The organism is Photobacterium galatheae, assembly GCF_000695255.1.
GTDB lineage: Bacteria > Pseudomonadota > Gammaproteobacteria > Enterobacterales > Vibrionaceae > Photobacterium > Photobacterium galatheae.
In genome coordinates, this window is sequence record NZ_JMIB01000027.1 from 31,663 (window position 1) to 46,581 (window position 14,919).

19 protein-coding genes are annotated in these 14,919 nt (G+C 44.2%); 5 read left to right on the forward strand and 14 right to left on the reverse strand.

All coding sequences use genetic code 11. The annotated features are described in order from the left end of the window. Positions 1–34: 34 nt before the first annotated feature. Together EA58_RS13200 and EA58_RS13205 are read right to left on the reverse strand one after the other, a co-directional pair. Positions 35–727 carry a hypothetical protein gene (locus tag EA58_RS13200; RefSeq protein ID WP_036753641.1) on the reverse strand — a complete coding sequence of 231 codons (693 nt, stop codon included), beginning with the start codon at positions 725–727 and terminating at the stop codon, positions 35–37. Beyond that, entirely contained in the window at positions 720–1,118 is a 399-nt protein-coding gene (locus tag EA58_RS13205) for a hypothetical protein (RefSeq protein ID WP_036753644.1), read from the reverse strand. Before EA58_RS13205 ends, EA58_RS13200 begins: the two co-directional genes overlap by 8 nt. 93 nt (positions 1,119–1,211) lie before the next feature. On the opposite strand from EA58_RS13205, the gene EA58_RS13210 reads away from it, so the two are divergent. Then, positions 1,212–2,180 (forward strand): hypothetical protein, encoded by a 969-nt coding sequence (locus EA58_RS13210; protein WP_036753646.1) that lies wholly within the window; start codon positions 1,212–1,214, stop codon positions 2,178–2,180. An 81-nt stretch (positions 2,181–2,261) separates the two neighbouring features. Here EA58_RS13210 and EA58_RS13215 read toward each other — a convergent pair whose 3' ends face one another. The 7 genes from EA58_RS13215 to EA58_RS13245 form a co-directional block, all read right to left on the reverse strand. Next, positions 2,262–2,507 carry a hypothetical protein gene (locus EA58_RS13215; protein WP_036753648.1) on the reverse strand — a complete coding sequence of 82 codons (246 nt, stop codon included), beginning with the start codon at positions 2,505–2,507 and terminating at the stop codon, positions 2,262–2,264. Between the two features lie 103 nt (positions 2,508–2,610). Then, the gene (locus EA58_RS13220) at positions 2,611–5,757 is read right to left on the reverse strand and encodes a DNA polymerase III subunit alpha (RefSeq protein WP_081819654.1); all 3,147 of its coding nucleotides are present in this window, start codon (positions 5,755–5,757) and stop codon (positions 2,611–2,613) included. Between the two features lie 48 nt (positions 5,758–5,805). Continuing rightward, on the reverse strand, positions 5,806–6,405 hold the full coding sequence (locus tag EA58_RS13225; RefSeq protein WP_036753655.1) for a ClpP family protease: 600 nt from the start codon (positions 6,403–6,405) through the stop codon (positions 5,806–5,808). A 66-nt stretch (positions 6,406–6,471) separates the two neighbouring features. After that, positions 6,472–7,326: an MYG1 family protein gene (locus EA58_RS13230; protein WP_036753658.1), complete on the reverse strand. Its 855-nt coding sequence runs from the start codon at positions 7,324–7,326 to the stop codon at positions 6,472–6,474. Positions 7,327–7,441: 115 nt separating this feature from the next. Then, positions 7,442–7,903, reverse strand: coding sequence for a hypothetical protein (locus EA58_RS13235; RefSeq protein ID WP_036753661.1), 462 nt, complete (start codon positions 7,901–7,903; stop codon positions 7,442–7,444). Between the two features lie 6 nt (positions 7,904–7,909). Further along, complete coding sequence (locus EA58_RS13240; RefSeq protein ID WP_036753664.1) at positions 7,910–8,596, reverse strand: hypothetical protein; 687 nt, start codon at positions 8,594–8,596, stop codon at positions 7,910–7,912. Between the two features lie 9 nt (positions 8,597–8,605). After that, positions 8,606–9,352: a hypothetical protein gene (locus EA58_RS13245; protein WP_036753665.1), complete on the reverse strand. Its 747-nt coding sequence runs from the start codon at positions 9,350–9,352 to the stop codon at positions 8,606–8,608. 49 nt (positions 9,353–9,401) lie between these two features. Between EA58_RS13245 and EA58_RS13250 the strand changes: the two genes are divergently transcribed. Further along, a complete protein-coding gene (locus EA58_RS13250) occupies positions 9,402–9,986 on the forward strand; it encodes a hypothetical protein (protein ID WP_036753667.1) in 585 nt (194 codons plus the stop codon). 113 nt (positions 9,987–10,099) lie between these two features. Here EA58_RS13250 and EA58_RS13255 read toward each other — a convergent pair whose 3' ends face one another. From EA58_RS13255 to EA58_RS13275, 5 genes are all read right to left on the reverse strand, one after another. Continuing rightward, the gene (locus tag EA58_RS13255; RefSeq protein WP_152548033.1) at positions 10,100–10,438 is read right to left on the reverse strand and encodes a hypothetical protein; all 339 of its coding nucleotides are present in this window, start codon (positions 10,436–10,438) and stop codon (positions 10,100–10,102) included. A gap of 59 nt (positions 10,439–10,497) precedes the next feature. Further along, the gene (locus EA58_RS13260; RefSeq protein WP_036753673.1) at positions 10,498–11,271 is read right to left on the reverse strand and encodes a flagellar biosynthetic protein FliR; all 774 of its coding nucleotides are present in this window, start codon (positions 11,269–11,271) and stop codon (positions 10,498–10,500) included. A gap of 21 nt (positions 11,272–11,292) precedes the next feature. Continuing rightward, complete coding sequence (locus tag EA58_RS13265) at positions 11,293–11,565, reverse strand: flagellar biosynthetic protein FliQ (protein WP_051642088.1); 273 nt, start codon at positions 11,563–11,565, stop codon at positions 11,293–11,295. 9 nt (positions 11,566–11,574) lie between these two features. Then, positions 11,575–12,333 carry a flagellar type III secretion system pore protein FliP gene (locus tag EA58_RS13270; protein WP_036753676.1) on the reverse strand — a complete coding sequence of 253 codons (759 nt, stop codon included), beginning with the start codon at positions 12,331–12,333 and terminating at the stop codon, positions 11,575–11,577. An 88-nt stretch (positions 12,334–12,421) separates the two neighbouring features. Continuing rightward, on the reverse strand, positions 12,422–13,330 hold the full coding sequence (locus EA58_RS13275; protein WP_036753677.1) for a hypothetical protein: 909 nt from the start codon (positions 13,328–13,330) through the stop codon (positions 12,422–12,424). A gap of 57 nt (positions 13,331–13,387) precedes the next feature. Here EA58_RS13275 and flgB point away from each other — a divergent pair, with 57 nt between their 5' ends. From flgB to EA58_RS13290, 3 genes are read left to right on the forward strand one after another with little or no spacing between them, the layout of a single operon-like run. Then, complete coding sequence (flgB, locus tag EA58_RS13280) at positions 13,388–13,774, forward strand: flagellar basal body rod protein FlgB (RefSeq protein WP_036753679.1); 387 nt, start codon at positions 13,388–13,390, stop codon at positions 13,772–13,774. 4 nt (positions 13,775–13,778) lie between these two features. After that, entirely contained in the window at positions 13,779–14,186 is a 408-nt protein-coding gene (gene flgC, locus EA58_RS13285; protein WP_036753682.1) for a flagellar basal body rod protein FlgC, read from the forward strand. A 17-nt stretch (positions 14,187–14,203) separates the two neighbouring features. Then, entirely contained in the window at positions 14,204–14,890 is a 687-nt protein-coding gene (locus EA58_RS13290; RefSeq protein ID WP_036753685.1) for a flagellar hook assembly protein FlgD, read from the forward strand. The last annotated feature ends 29 nt before the right edge of the window (positions 14,891–14,919 follow it).

Genomic DNA, 14,919 nt, shown 5'->3' on the forward strand with positions numbered 1-14,919 from the left:
GATGGGTGCCTTTCTCTTTCTTCGTGATGCAGGGTTACTTTTCAAAAGCCTGTTCTACCAGCTGCTCTTTCTGGTTCCCAATCTCATCTTTCATTAAATCCTTATGATTTTCCTGGTCGAGCCAGTCTTCATCAATTCCCTCAGATTCAAGGTATGCACCTGCGTGATCTAAAGCCATGTCTTTCGCGAATTCCTTCGGATCGAACTCCTTCACATCATTGATATCAAAACCAAGCTGTCTGTTCATGACTTCATTAATGAGTTTCTCAGCAGCTTCTTTTGTCAGCGCGTTACAGACACTTTCCATTGCGGCATCGAAAAGTTGCGTCGCGAGTGCCTGAGCGGCGGCTCCCATGCCATCTGTAGAAAAGTCTGGCATTTTCAGCTTCTGGATTTTAGCTATCAGTTTCTGAATGTCCTCAACCACCTTGAGGTTGTCAAAAAGTGTTAAACAGTTGTCTGGATCATCCTTCTTTTGCGCAGCCTCGTTTTGTACAAACTTATCCGCGTTCATGATATTCGGCGTCACTGCGAGCGATTGTCTTCTGTCTTTTAAGAAGTCCGCCAATTCTTCAGGGGTGCACGCATATTTTTCATTCTCTTTGTAGTACTGAAGCATCACGTCGTCATGGGTTGACGGTAAAGTCGGGGCGGCGAAAGCAATGTGTGTGAGACTACTTGCAATCATGATTGACGCGATGGTTTTGAAATTAAATAGATTATTCATCGTTACTGAAAGATTTTTTTAAGTTTAATAAATTCTGATCATCGAAAGTATTCGAGATAATCTTAAGTGCATAGTAAAGTCTCAGTTTTTCAGATAACACCCGACCTGCAGCTGTATCTAAGTCTTGATTCGTGATTGAATCAAAAAATTTTTCTGTTGCTTCCACATCCTCGTTGAGTGCCTCTTTCAGCATCGCGGAGACCGATAGAAATGAGGTGGTTGCAAGAAATGCTAGAACCTGAGGTTTATGACTTTCGTCTGCAGCGCAAATGATGCCCGAGATAGCCTTAATTTTTTTGTGATCAGATGGATTCAGATTCGAACAATCATCAGCCACACTTAAAAAATGAGGGGTCTCATTTGCGATTGATACGACATCATGATATTTCATCAACTTTTATTGTATATATTAGCAAAAAAATCTTGAGCATCCGAATCTGCGTGGTAATGTAGCGACATAAATGTGTGTAAGTGGATGTAAAGAATGAAAAAGTTTGTACTCTATCAATTTTTTGGCAAAGAATTATCGAATGAAATCCTGACGGGGTTTATTGACGAAAAAGCTTATGTGCTCGATGAATTCAATCTTACAGAAGATTACCGCTGCGGCTTCTCAACGATTCATCAAAAACTGGATCATCTGTTTGTTGATGGCAATGGCTTTGTAAAAACCAGGTTCAAAATGGCAACACGTACGATCAACAAGACGATGCTTGCTGATCTTGTCCGTAAAAAAGTTAAAGAAAACAGAGAAAAAGGCATTGAGGTTCAAGTTGGAGATATCGAATTTTCTCTTCAATTGAAGCTCCGTGAGACTGCAGACATTAAAATCAGCGTGTTTGATGTGATTTTTGATACAAAGAACCACCTGATTTATGCATCTGCAAGTGACAAAGTTTTTGAGGAGAAGTTTCTGCCTTTCCTGAAGGTGACTTTCCCTGAATTGAAAGTACGAGCGTTTGGGACCCAACATACACCAGAGAGTATGGCTGAATTTTTCACCGCACCTCAGTCTTTACCTGAAGGAATTCAACCCAGTCACTTTGTCAAAGTGGAAAAAGAGGACGGGAGCATCGTGACTTTCGATGAGGCAGAACTCAATGCGCAACCTGAGTTCAAGGCCATCCTTGAAGAAGGTAACTTCTTTGTAAATCAGGTGTCTATGAAAATATCGCAAGAGGCGTGGGTATGTGACTTTAAGATCAACAACAAATCGCTACCGACGGGAATCAGGGTGGAAGGCTGTGAGCAGGACGCTGAAATGGAACGGGCGGCTGGTTTATCCGGGACCGCATCCGAGGCGAGAGACAGAGCATTGACCAAAGAGCAGGTTCTTTTTGATCGTCTCTACACCAATACACGAATTGAAATCGAGGCGCTCGCTCAAATCGCGGCGTTTGTGTTCGATTTCAAAGCCATGGAGAAAAAGATCGAATGCGCTAATCATTCATAAATAAAGGACGTTGGCATCGTCCTTTTACGATGAAAAACCGACTGAAAAGAAAATAAATTCAGGTGAGTGGCTTATTTGAATTTATTTTTCTTCAGACTTTTCTTTCACTTCAGGCTTCTGAGCACTTTCGGCGTCTTCACCTTCTTGTGCTGGTTCAGGCTTAGGTTTTTTCTTCAACACAGTGCTCAGCGCAGATTTTAGATCTCCGAAAAACGCTTTCGCGCCATCCATCACACATGTTGGCAGATCAGCATCATGGTGTTTGGCTTTATGCTGAACGCCCACGACAAGAGAAAATACAATGAAAGTCAGAATTAAAAATCCCATAATTTTCTTTTAATTTAATTAATAGAAAATGTTTCACAAATAGTCTAGCCATTTTCAGAAAAATGGCACAAAGCGCCGAAGGGAGTGCTTTCTGGGTTTTGTTTTATGAACTGTACTGGATGGGTTGTGGTGGTTCTTTGTGTCTGCATACCTGTTTCGTCTCCAATGCCACCCCTAAATTCTGTGCAAAAAATGAAGTCTTAAAGATCTTTTTCTCAGCTTCATACAAATCTATGCCCTCAATGTGAATCTCAACGTCATTGAATTTTCCTGTCGGGAAGTCTGACATCACCTCTTCCATGTACATTTGAGACATTCCCAGCAGGGCCGACCTTGCATCTTTTCGATTACTGCTCACGGGTGTTTGTTTCGTAAAGCCAACTTCATCAAAAGCGCCAAAGTAAATCAGCCGATTGACCAGGTGTTTACAGGATGCGTTCACGTCATAAAGATTGGTCTCCTGATACTCCTCACGAAGGACTCTGCGAAATTCAGGTACAGCCATGTCAATGAATGACTTGAGAGTTATTTGAGAAAAAAGCATTTTTTCACTCATTTTGTCGACAATATCGAGCATGATGTTGCCAAATGAACCTTGAGTGTTCTTGAATATCGGGGCTAGAGGGGCATAGATGACCTGGCGACCTGACTGACGAACGAGTTGATATTCATTTCTCATTGATTTCGAAATGCTTGGAGAAACGACCTCGATTCCTCTCTTTCTGTACTCATTGAGAAGCCGGTCGAAACGGGTGGCGTTTTCGCCTTTTTTCGGCTGGGTTGATAACTTGAAGCTGTTCACAATGGCATTTAATGCAACGTCTGGATGATTCAGTTTCAACCAAGCCTGCTCTATGGCGATTGTGGCATAAGATAATGCGTGAGCTTTAGGAAACGCGTACCGTCCGACAGATTTTGCGAAGACTTGGTAGATTTCATGACCCATCGTCTCATGTCCGCCATTTTCGATCACCCCAGAGATAAACGCATCTTTCATTGCGTGAAAGTCTTCGATCTTGTTCTTCTTGATTGAAGTTCGGAGTTTATCGGCTTGCGCTTCAGTCATGCCTGCAACTTTGAAACATAGTTCAAGAATTTGTTCATCAAACAAAACAAACCCGCAAGTTGGTGCCAGAATATCAACAACTCTTTGATCTTGATACATTGCCGTGTCAGGGAGCCGCATCTGACCTGAACGCCTTAAATAAAAAATTTCTCTGTCTTCCTTTGTCAGAATCGGGCGGGGCAAGGCCATTGAGAGCAGGAGATCCTCAATATTTCTGGGCTGCACTCTTTGTAATGTGCGTCTCATACTTGAGCCGCCCATCTGGTTTAAAAATGATGTGTTGTTCGTAAGAAACTGAAAGAATGACGCATTGAGATGTGTTGGCGTTAAATGATTGATCCCTTGACGTATTTTGAGCAACTTGGCCGCTTCGCGTAAGAACTTCACGTTGTTACTCGAGAGAATGTCGAATTTTACGAACCCTAATTCAGAGGGTTTTGTGCTCTCAAGGACCTTTCCCCCTGCTGCATTCACAACCAGAGGCAGTTTAAATGCGCGCGTTGGGGAAAAAATCATTCCAGATGGATGAGTGGTGACTGTGGTCGTCCATTCAGAGTAATCCTTCGCACGTATGACTGCCTGATTGAGCGCAGGGTGACGTTGTCTTTCCTGAGCCAGAATCCTGGACTTCGCGACAACATTGGAAAGGTGCATATCCTGACTGTCATAGGCCTCAATCTCCTCTCTGATCTGTTGATCCAGGTCGTTCAGGTATTTTCTGGAAAGATTCACGCTATCTTCAGGATAAAGAGACACAACTTTCCCTAGAAGCGCTCTGAAGCCGGCTTTTTGCTTCTGATTGACGAAAGAAACAACCGTGTTCTTACCAAAGTGAGATTCCATAAACTGAACGAAAAGATTTCTTTGATCTTTCGGGATATCGATGTCTACATCAGGGTATTCCACTCGACTTGAGGTGATAAAGCGCTCAATGAGCAGACCCTGTTCAACGGGATCGTTCAGCGCTGAGGTCACACCGAATAGGTTCAGTATCAAAGACGCTGTCGCAGACCCCCGTATTCGGATAATAGCCAGCTCATCTGCGTTCAACGACGGATGATTTCTCTCCTGGAGGTCGTTTGAGAACGCGATGATGGTTTGATAGTAACCAGCGCCGCCGATCTTTTTAAGAATCGATATTTCTCGTTCCAGGTAATCGGTGTATTTGGCTGCATTAAGCTGAGGATTTGCAGCAAGTTTTTGTTGCAGCAATGCGCTCGCTTCAGCAAAGAGATCAATGCCAAAGTGTACGTTTGGCATTTTTTCCTTTGCGAGAACCGATACCGGCGATGTGGCATGAATCAGACGGGCTGTATTCGCTCGTACGCTCGGGATCGTCTGTGTTGCTTTGGCGGCCGCAAACAATTCCTTCATTTTGTGCCCCGAGATACGGTTATCACCTTTTTCCCAGTCAGGCAGGTTCAGGTGAAGGCTCTCTAATCGCTTCGCAAACAAAGACGTATCTGCATTATCGCCGAAGGAAATTGTTTCGAGGTATATCTGATTCTCTTTTGTCATCGGTGATGAAATCCGTTTTGCGCCAATGAGGCGCGCCAACAGATGCTTGTTGCATTGATTCTCAGTGATATGTTCAGCAAGCTCGGGGGTTTGGGGGGAGATGATGATCTCTACGTTGGCACCGATGACATTGAAATCCTCGGGTAGCATGGTCTTATAAACCCACTGACCTAAAGAGGCATCAGAGTCTGTATATTTCACTTTCTGAATGTTGTGTTTGTGGGCAGCCACCCTGGAAATCAGAGATGAAATCTCAGCAAGACCCGCTGAATTTTGAGCGACAAAGATGAGCTCACCCAGCAGGCGCCCTTGATCTTCTAAGCCGATTCTTGTGCCGACCAGCCCTTTCACTTGATGCTTGAGACAAAGGGTTTCGTACCTTGGCAAAGAGAGTAGGGAGCAATAATCCATCAGGAGTGGCGACAGTTTATTCCCAGTTCTTGATATGCGATTGAGTGTGTCATCAAGTTGCTCGGGAGTCAGACCCCCAAGCGGTGTTGCGCAGGTGGATAAACCACAGAGAATTGATTCACTGTGAGGTGTGCCTGTCGTTCGGGGGTGAAGCGTTTTTGATGACATGTTTATTTTTTCTTCAGGAAACAAATTTTTCGGGTGCCAATGACGTTTGTCACTATAGTACCACGATATATTTGTTGACTGCATCATTGTGTGAAAGCTGATCCTCCTGCGCTCTTTCAACCCAATGTTGTTGCGTCATTTTTCATGTCGTTTGTGCTTCGGTGCTAAGACTTTGTCGATGAGGCCAAACGCTTTGGCGGCACTCGGGGTCAAAAAGTTATCTCGTTCACAGGCATTCATCATTGCATCAAACGACTGAGCTGAGTTTTCCGCCATAATCCCCGTCAACAGCTCTTTCAAACGTTGCGTTTCAGCGGCCTGAATCTGAATGTCTGTCCCCTGTCCGGATGTGCCCCCCAAAATCTGATGAATCATGACCCGAGAGTTTGGCGTCGCAACACGAAGGCCCGTTCCGCCTGCCAGAAGAAATGCGCCCATACTACATGCCTGACCCACACATACGGTATTGACCTTACAGGAAAGGTTTTGAATCGTATCGTAGATTGCAAGACCTTCAGTGACGTGTCCCCCGCCTGAGTTGATATAAAAATCAATCTCTTTGTGTTCACTTTTCTTCTCTAATGCGAGAAGTTGGGCAACAATGGCATTGGCTGAATAAGGGTTCACATCACTGTATAAAAAAACAACTCTTTCATTCAGTAGAAAACTATAAGGGTTCGATGTTTTATGAACCCCCTGATCAACATATTCGACGTGTGGAATGATATAAGACATTACAAATTAAACTCTGAAATGATAATGTCCCTATATTGCCATTCGGTAACTTCTGGTTCAATAGTGTCAACAGGAGCACTCGCCTAACATTAATTTCGCGGCTTCAATTGCAGAATCCTTACTGAGGGCCTTTACTAAGTGGCCGCTTCGATGGGCAAATATCAAGCCTTTCAATCCTGAAACCATTTCCAGTTGATCCCCACTGAGTCCTCGCCATGAGAATGGGGTCTCGACAGATGAATCGATGCTTTGCACAGACCAGCCTTCCTCAGATATCTTGGATTCCACGACTATTTTCGCCTGTGTCAATGTAGATAGCGTCGGCACAATATTGAACCCTCCATCCTCAACCACGACGACATCACCATCACAAACGTATTGGTGGTGATCTATCCTAGAGCGGTTCGACTCTTCCTTGCAAATGAAGTAAATGCTGTTCTCCAAATGCATTTCAGCCATTTCGAGGGCTTTGTGAAACTGGGTATCATCCTGCCTTTCACGATTGAATAACTTAAACATGATCGCCTGAGACCATCGTGCGCGGCCATTGTCATGAAGGTCTATTTTTTTGATGAGCTTGTTCTCGATTTCGTTCAGCACCCACCTGGAGTGTCCATTTAAGAATCCTGCTTTTCTTAGGTGGTTCCACACTAATCCACATGAACTGAAAAGAATATCCGTCCCTTTCCACTTCGAGTTGAAGTCTACTTGGTGGTGATCGAAGTTTTTCAGGCGATCATTATACTGACCACCAACATCAATCACCCAAACCTTATTGTCATATAAATATTTGTTGAGCTGTTCCCGGTCTCGGGTTCTGATAATCTCTACTTGATGAGAGATGTATCGCTTAATGAGTGCGATTGCGAACAACTCATCAGAATGAAACCCTCCGCTATGAGTAACTATTTTTAACTTCATCTTTTCTATTTAATACAAATGTACAACAAAAAGAGTGGATAGCGTAAATTGGCAATTGTAATAAAAAAGCGAGGGTTGAAACCCTCGCGCTTCACAACAACCGGTTTTTCAGAAATTATTTCATAGACATGCCACTTTTGGCGACATTGGTATTTGAATGTTCTTCTTTTCGACCATGGACAACACAGGCGGCTAACATTTTTGATATATCCACGCCATTCGGAGATTTCACTTCAAAAACTTGATGTCCGTGATCATTCTTTGCATTTTCGAAGTTTTGTTCATCATCTCCAATCAGGTTGATTTTACCTGTTTTATTCACACCACAACCCATGCCAGCGGCAACATCTTTCACCCTGAGAAATTCGCTGGAAGAGAGTGAATACTCAATATTTGGGTTCTGGACAAGCGCATGAATATCCGTGTGAAAAAGATCGTTCCCACCCTGTATTTTTGCAAATTGGTCCTCACCGAACTGGATGAAAAATCCACTCGGTGATGAAAATAAATCTTTCGCAAAATCAATGGAGTCGAGGCTGATAGCGATTTTTAAAGATTGAATGAAGTCTTGATTCATGTTTATTTAAATATTAACAATTATAGTGAGATATGCATCGACATTGCCGACGTTGTTGTTTTTATAAATAAACTCAAAAATGTCATTCATGAAGTTTTGCGCGGCTTCCGGTGTCACATGTTTGGAAAGATTATTGATCAAAATATCTTCAATATCTTCCTGAAAACCTGATTCAATATCAATCTTCATGGTATTGGTCATGACGACGATTGCGGAGTCAGTATCAACCGCTTCAATGAGTGGAATTGCACCGCCACTCCCGCAGAAGAAGTCTCTTTCAGCCGCCCATCTCCGATTGGCCACAGGGTAAACAGCAGGCGGTAACCCTTCGACAAGGGGAGGGCTGATACCATAGACAAAGAGACCGCCACCAACTTTTGCAACAAGGATGCTTTCGCTTGTTTTGTAAACCAGTAGGATACAGCGGCTAATGTAGCCTCGGGTGACCATCTCGGAATCAATATTTTTCAGGATATCCCGAAGTGATTGCTCTGCGTTGTCGGGGTTAAATCCAGCGAGATGCTTATATATGATTGGTTTGGGCGTGTTGATGTTGAAGTCAGAATTAATGAAGCCAACGTAAATCCCTGTCTGACTATCACGCTCAAAGATACAATCATAGTCATTTTCATTTGCTTTTCTTCGCTTGTGCCTTGCAACTGAACGTCTGGCACTAATCTTTAATTCTTCCATACCAATCAGTTAAAAAAGTATCCCATCAAATGCTTCATTGTTGACGTTATCAAGCTCCGCAATGATTTCTTCTAGCTGGTTTGATAACTTATCGAGTGTGGCATCAAAATTTATTGTGGCTTGTTCACCCATTTCTGCAACATAAAGCATCCGGTTTCGCTCGGATTCATTTTCAGCGTACCTCATATTGCACTCAAATTGGGAGGATGATGCTTTATCAATTTCTTCCAGTTTCTGGTGCTTCATTGATTCTATTTCTGTTTGCCAGGCTTTGATATTGGCTGCCTTATATTCAAGTTTCAGCCTCGCAATTTCCTGCGTATAGGCAAGAACAAGGGATTCATCAGGATTATTCTCTAACCTGACGGATATGTCATTGATCACTCGGTCGGCGTCTTCTTTCATTTGCTCAAGTTCTTGCGATGGATACTGAGGTGGCTCAATTAAGGAAAGCGTTCGAACATCTATGTCGAGCATATCACCTTTGCAATCCAGGTCGATTAACATCTTTTGCTTTTGAAAGTCATCTTCAATAGTTTTCCTGAGTTCTTCGATTCGGCTCTGTGACACTGAATCTGAGGTTATATTTTCTGTGATTTGCTCTGAGGGACGTATATTACCTTCAGAGATGATCTCACTGACTTGAATATATTTTCCGTCGATGGCGTATTCTTTTTCTAATTGGAGCGTGGTTTCGCACCCCAAGAGAGATCCCGCAATCATTGCCATTACGGCATATTTGACTTTATGCTTCATAAGCCTTTCTTACTCTAAAAATGTGTTGCTAATATATAGTAAAAAAAGAATGATTTATTCAACCATCCTGCTCAATCTCATTGGCCTGTATGATGTAGACCGAGAAGAACGGGCAGCGATCAACGATTATAAGCAATCTTATCTGTACAATGACACTTACAAAAAGTGTGCAGCATTGCATCATGTGACCCGTTTATTTGGTGAGCCGCTCAACTGTATGAATGACGCTTTTCTGATCGCCTCATTTGAAACGTTGGACGGGAAAACTGAGGCTGCCCATTCACCGGATATGATTCATTTCATCCGAAAGATGCGCTTTCCTTCAGAGAGTCTTTCTTCCGCTGAAGTTGTCAGTAACCAGCACGGTCAGGTGATCAGCGTTGAAGCAATCTTATCTGGCAATGAGACCCCACAATCCATGCGGGAGATCGCCAAAAAGATCAGCTCGAAATATGGTCAGCCTGATGTCAATCCGCCGAATCCGCAAATGCCAATCTGGGGATGGATCACCAAAGATGGGTTTGAAATCAGGTTGTTTCGCGACACCGCGACCCAGGAAAATAAATTCTCGATCACGCATCAAGGGGCTTACCATACCTTAAGGGGCATGAAAGATTCAGAATTCATCGAATGAAATCATGCTGAGTCATGCTCGAAGCATGAAAGCCAGCGAGTGAAAGTGGACTGGAAGACGACACAAAAATGCCCCGAAAAAGGGGCTTGCTCTTCAAAGCCACCAGCATGACATTACTCAAGAACGGTTATTTTTGATTCGTAGAGTGAGCAGTCGACCACTTCTGATGAGACTTCCATGACGCCAATCTCCACTTCTTTGGGTAAATTTGCCGATCGGTAAAGATTCTTAAACGGTTCTTTGATTTTTTTAATCTTCAAATCTTTGACAACCTCCATGCAAACCCCATTGTACTTAAACACTTTTTTCCCTATCCAGTCATCCTTCGGGTGGATAACCATCTTCTGGAGGTAAGAAATATCAATTTTATCTTCGTAGACAGACTTTCCTGACTCAACCTTCTCTAACTCAATGTCAGACAGACTGGCAGCATTCGCACTGGATAGCAGCATGACGCTCCCAAGAAAGCAAACGATGCTGGTCTTCTGTAAGAAGACGTTTAGAAAATGATTCATAATAAATTTTGGTAACTTTCACTCAATGTTAAAACATAAGTATAAATATCTGCAACCAGGGTCGGGAGGACGAGCGAGAGTGCCATGATCCCCAGTAATACGGAAAGAGGGAAACCAATCGTGAACAGGTTCATCGCAGGTGCAGACTTGCTCACAACGGCCAAAGCGGTGTTGAGAAGCAGCGCGGCCCCTGTGAATGGAATCGCAATCAGCACCCCGATCAGGAAGACATTCTTAAACTCTTCCGCAATCATCAGAAATGTGAGGTCGCTCAATTCAAAACCAACCAGCGGGAAGGCCTGAAAAGAGCTTGAGAAGAAATGGATAAACAACAGCAGCCCACCACTGGCGATAAATGTCATGCCAAAGACAACGTGCAACAGGTTTGTGATCACCCCGCTATTGCCGCCACTACTTGGGTCAATCATTTGCGCCATACCCAAGCCACTGGCGTAGGCAATAACCACCCCTGCGATTGCAATCATCTCGAAGACCAAAAGCAGCGAGCCACCATACAGAAAACCGACGATCATGTTTTTCAGGATAGCGAGCGGCATATCAAAGGATGCCGGATCAATTGGGGTCATCTCGACAAGCCTTGGTGTCATGACGAAAGTAAAAGCAATCGCGAAAAACAACGCGACTTTTCTTGGAACATTTTTCGTCCCCATGTAAGGGACAAGGGTGCAAAAAGCCACCAGCCTGAAAAGCACTAACTGAAAGGCAATTGCGTGCTCAGCCATCACTGCAGGGAGAATCGCGTTTTCCATAGTTTACCTTCAGAGACTGTGCTATTTCGCAATCATGGGGATTTGGCTAAAGACATGCCGAAAATAATCAGACAAGTGGTCGAGTAACATATCCCCCATAAACAGCACGATAAAGAAAATCACTATGAGTTTCGGGATAAAACTCAGTGATGCTTCATTGATTTGTGTTGCAGCCTGAAATACCGCGATCAGAAGGCCAACAGCAAGAAGCGGAACCATCACCATCATCGAGATGCTGCCCGTTACAGACATGCCTTGCTTGATGGCATCGATAATTACCAGGTCATTGATCATGATTCACCTCTACCCAATGAAATAGGACTTACTCAGCCCATCGACAATCATGAGCCAGCCATCGACAAGCACGAAGAGCAGGATTTTTACCGGCAGTGAGATCATGATAGGGCTGACCATCATCATCCCCAGGCTCATTAACACCGAGGCAACGAGAAGATCGACGATCACAAAGGGCAAAAAGACAAAGAATCCAATGGTCAGGGCGGTCTGAATTTCTGAAGAGATGAAGGCTGCCCACAGGACGACAATTGGCACGTCTTCCTTCGTTGTATACTCCTGCCCACTCATTTGCAGGAAGGTCTCCAGGTAGGATGGCATGGTGTGGTTCATCATAAAGGTCCGTAGTGGCGCAGCACCTCTCTCTATTGCCACATCAAGGGTGATCTGCCCCTGAGAGAACGGCGTATAGGATGTTTCCAGAATTTCTCCGATCACGGGTTGCATGATAAACAGACTGACCGCAAGCGATATTGCGACGATGACTTTATTGTTTGGAGTTGTATTCAGACCTAAAGCCTGTCGCATCATTGCAAGTACAATGGATACTCTGAGGAAAGGGGTCATCGTCATGATCACAATCGGCAAGAACGCAAGCAGGGTCATCAGGATGAATGCTGTGAGGCTCGTACTGTACGTGGTACCCAAATCACTTTCAGATGTCGTGATCAGCTCGAGGTTGGGGGTTGATGCGACGGCCAAAGGCGTCGTTGTGAGTAGCAATAAAGCAGGGAAGCCTGCGAAAATTCTGAGGTGACGGAGGTTCATTCAGTTGCTCTTCTAAATTGTGGGCTGGTGGCTTTTGTGTGTGGCTCTTTTGTCTTTACGCTCGTCTTTTTATTGCTATACCAGAGATCTAGATAGCCTCATTGAATTGCTCACTGATGTTCGCTAAATGGGCGTTGATATCCATGACTGCTTCTATATTCGGTTCATTTTCTTTTTGAACTTCGAGTCTGAATCTTCCCGTCTGGAGCGCCTGATCAATGCGGTAGTGGATACCATTGTGAGTCAGGTGAGTGGCCGCATCAATGCCAAAAATTTCAATCAAATGAAGATAGTCATGTTCGGAGCAATGAACATAGGTTGCCAACTCCCATCCTTTTACATCTGAGACGAAGGCTTTCACACGGGATTCAACAATCTCTGCCAAGTATGATGTCTTGAGTTCATTGAGCACAGATGAGGCAACAGACTGAATGAATTGACCGATGGATGCGTTGATTTCTTCAGAAAGGAATGCAGGCGTGGCGGCGGCGATTTTGAGATCAGTTACGGTTTTTTGAAGTTCAATCAACCGTTTTTCCATGACTTCTTTTTGTTCCAGTGAACCTTGCATGTAACCCTCGGCGAAGAGAGCTTCTCTGGTCTCATCACTGATCTCTCGCTCAGAGTCAGTTTGATCTGCTTCGTCACCTGCTTCATCCAGCGCGGGAGGCATCTTATCAATCTGAGCGTCGGTTTCAGTCGATGACATCATCGAATCGACTTCCGAAAGAATTTTATCGAACACAGCATCAGAGAAAATAGGGTGGCTTGACCCTGGTTCAGTCACTTCAGATGCGGATGCCTGTTGACTCAGATCGATATCCGGCTCACCATTCAATTCAGACATGGCGGAAAAAGCATCTGGCGCTGTGTCCTCAGGTAAAATAACCTTTTCTTGACGCGTCGAATGTTCAGCAGAGAACCTTTTAAAGACACGCTTTTGATCTGAATGGCTCTGACTGAATGTTGGCGTGAATTGATTGTCGCGATTTGTCATCTATTGCCCAATTTGTTATAGGAAAAATACGGAAATGAATATACTCAAAGAAAATAGATGGACCAAGTAAGTAACTTAGATTTTTATCATCATGCTTTGGCGATTCGTGAAATGCAACTACAACTCACTGCATCCAATATAGCAAACCAGGATACCCCAAACTATAAAGCCAAAGGTGTCGCGTTTAAAGAAGCATTTAAACAAGCGATTGACTCGCAGAGTATTCATCTTTTAAAAGAAAACCCAAGGCACTTAGATGGCATTGGAAATCAGCGGGGGATTCAGGTTAGTTATATTCAGACAGGGATGATACGGCCAGATGGAAATAATGTGAATGAACATTTAGAGAAGGCGAATTTCGCTGAACAACAAGCCATGTATGAAGCTGCCCTGATGTTCTCGAATGCTTCAAAAGACTCAATCAAAAGCGCACTCAAGTACTAATTATATGTCAATCATAGATGGAATGAATGCGGCGACGACCGCAATGACAGCACAGGCGCACCGGATGAATACGGTGGCTGGAAACATTGCAAATTTAAACACCGTTGCCTCAAGTCCAGAGCAAGCCCACAAAGCGAGGCTGGTTACGTTTAAAACCATATACCAGGGTGAGGCACAAACGGTGGTGGTGCGCAATATTGTGGAGAGCACAGCGCCCAATAGACCCATATTTGACCCGAACAATCCCTTGGCCGATGCGCAGGGCTACATCTACGCCAGTAACGTGAATCGGGAAGAGCAAATGGCTGATCTCATCTCTGCGCAGCAATCTTATGAAGCGAATGCCCAAGTGGCGAAAACTTTAAAAAACCTCGCGATATCAACCATTAAATCAATCAAAAGTAATCAATAACTCATAATTAATCACCCATGAACCTGACCTCAATTACTTCAACGCCAGAGACGGCAAGAACGAACTCAGCACAACAATCAAGTCGCGGCTCTGCTGCTTCACAAATCAGTCAAGAGTTCATGACACTGTTGTCTGCACAAATGATGAATCAAGATCCGACCAACCCGATGGAATCGCATGAGCTGACCGCACAGCTCGCTCAGGTTGCCTCCCTTGAGCAACAGGAAGGGACGAATCAACTGATGCGAAGCCTCGTTTCTGTCGTTGGGACACAAGGAAACTTTGCGGCACTCAATACGGTGGGTAAAGAAGCGACTGTCATGCTGAACGACTTTTCTTATGACGGTCAAACCGCGCTGACGGGGGAATTGCTGCTCGATGATGCAAATCAAAGCGGTCATTTTACAGTTGAAATCAAAGATGCATCGGGGCGTATTGTCAGCGCAATGACAGTCGGGGTTGCTGACGGTCAGGCGTCATGGCAGTGGGATGGGAAGGATCAACAGGGGAATCCATTACCTGAGGGTGATTATCATATCTCAGCCTTCCAAGAATCAGCGGATGGAGAAAAACATGCCGTGCCCGTTACAACCTGTTCTGTTATCCAAGGGATTAACTTTCTCAATGGCATGCTGAATATGGCGAACGGAACCGAAATCCCCTTTGGAAATATGATCTCTGTTGCGCAGGCAGATTCAGCGTAAATCATTTCTGAAGCCGGGAAATCAATTAA

Bases quoted from the DNA above. Each gene is read 5' to 3' on its own strand.
- EA58_RS13200 (WP_036753641.1), bottom strand. From the start codon at position 727: ATGAATAATCTATTTAATTTCAAAACCATCGCGTCAATCATGATTGCA.
- EA58_RS13205 (WP_036753644.1), bottom strand. From the start codon at position 1,118: ATGAAATATCATGATGTCGTATCAATCGCAAATGAGACCCCTCATTTT.
- EA58_RS13210 (WP_036753646.1), top strand. From the start codon at position 1,212: ATGAAAAAGTTTGTACTCTATCAATTTTTTGGCAAAGAATTATCGAAT.
- EA58_RS13215 (WP_036753648.1), bottom strand. From the start codon at position 2,507: ATGGGATTTTTAATTCTGACTTTCATTGTATTTTCTCTTGTCGTGGGC.
- EA58_RS13220 (WP_081819654.1), bottom strand. From the start codon at position 5,757: ATGATGCAGTCAACAAATATATCGTGGTACTATAGTGACAAACGTCAT.
- EA58_RS13225 (WP_036753655.1), bottom strand. From the start codon at position 6,405: ATGTCTTATATCATTCCACACGTCGAATATGTTGATCAGGGGGTTCAT.
- EA58_RS13230 (WP_036753658.1), bottom strand. From the start codon at position 7,326: ATGAAGTTAAAAATAGTTACTCATAGCGGAGGGTTTCATTCTGATGAG.
- EA58_RS13235 (WP_036753661.1), bottom strand. From the start codon at position 7,903: ATGAATCAAGACTTCATTCAATCTTTAAAAATCGCTATCAGCCTCGAC.
- EA58_RS13240 (WP_036753664.1), bottom strand. From the start codon at position 8,596: ATGGAAGAATTAAAGATTAGTGCCAGACGTTCAGTTGCAAGGCACAAG.
- EA58_RS13245 (WP_036753665.1), bottom strand. From the start codon at position 9,352: ATGAAGCATAAAGTCAAATATGCCGTAATGGCAATGATTGCGGGATCT.
- EA58_RS13250 (WP_036753667.1), top strand. From the start codon at position 9,402: ATGATTTATTCAACCATCCTGCTCAATCTCATTGGCCTGTATGATGTA.
- EA58_RS13255 (WP_152548033.1), bottom strand. From the start codon at position 10,438: ATGCTGCTATCCAGTGCGAATGCTGCCAGTCTGTCTGACATTGAGTTA.
- EA58_RS13260 (WP_036753673.1), bottom strand. From the start codon at position 11,271: ATGGAAAACGCGATTCTCCCTGCAGTGATGGCTGAGCACGCAATTGCC.
- EA58_RS13265 (WP_051642088.1), bottom strand. From the start codon at position 11,565: ATGATCAATGACCTGGTAATTATCGATGCCATCAAGCAAGGCATGTCT.
- EA58_RS13270 (WP_036753676.1), bottom strand. From the start codon at position 12,333: ATGAACCTCCGTCACCTCAGAATTTTCGCAGGCTTCCCTGCTTTATTG.
- EA58_RS13275 (WP_036753677.1), bottom strand. From the start codon at position 13,330: ATGACAAATCGCGACAATCAATTCACGCCAACATTCAGTCAGAGCCAT.
- flgB (WP_036753679.1), top strand. From the start codon at position 13,388: ATGGACCAAGTAAGTAACTTAGATTTTTATCATCATGCTTTGGCGATT.
- flgC (WP_036753682.1), top strand. From the start codon at position 13,779: ATGTCAATCATAGATGGAATGAATGCGGCGACGACCGCAATGACAGCA.
- EA58_RS13290 (WP_036753685.1), top strand. From the start codon at position 14,204: ATGAACCTGACCTCAATTACTTCAACGCCAGAGACGGCAAGAACGAAC.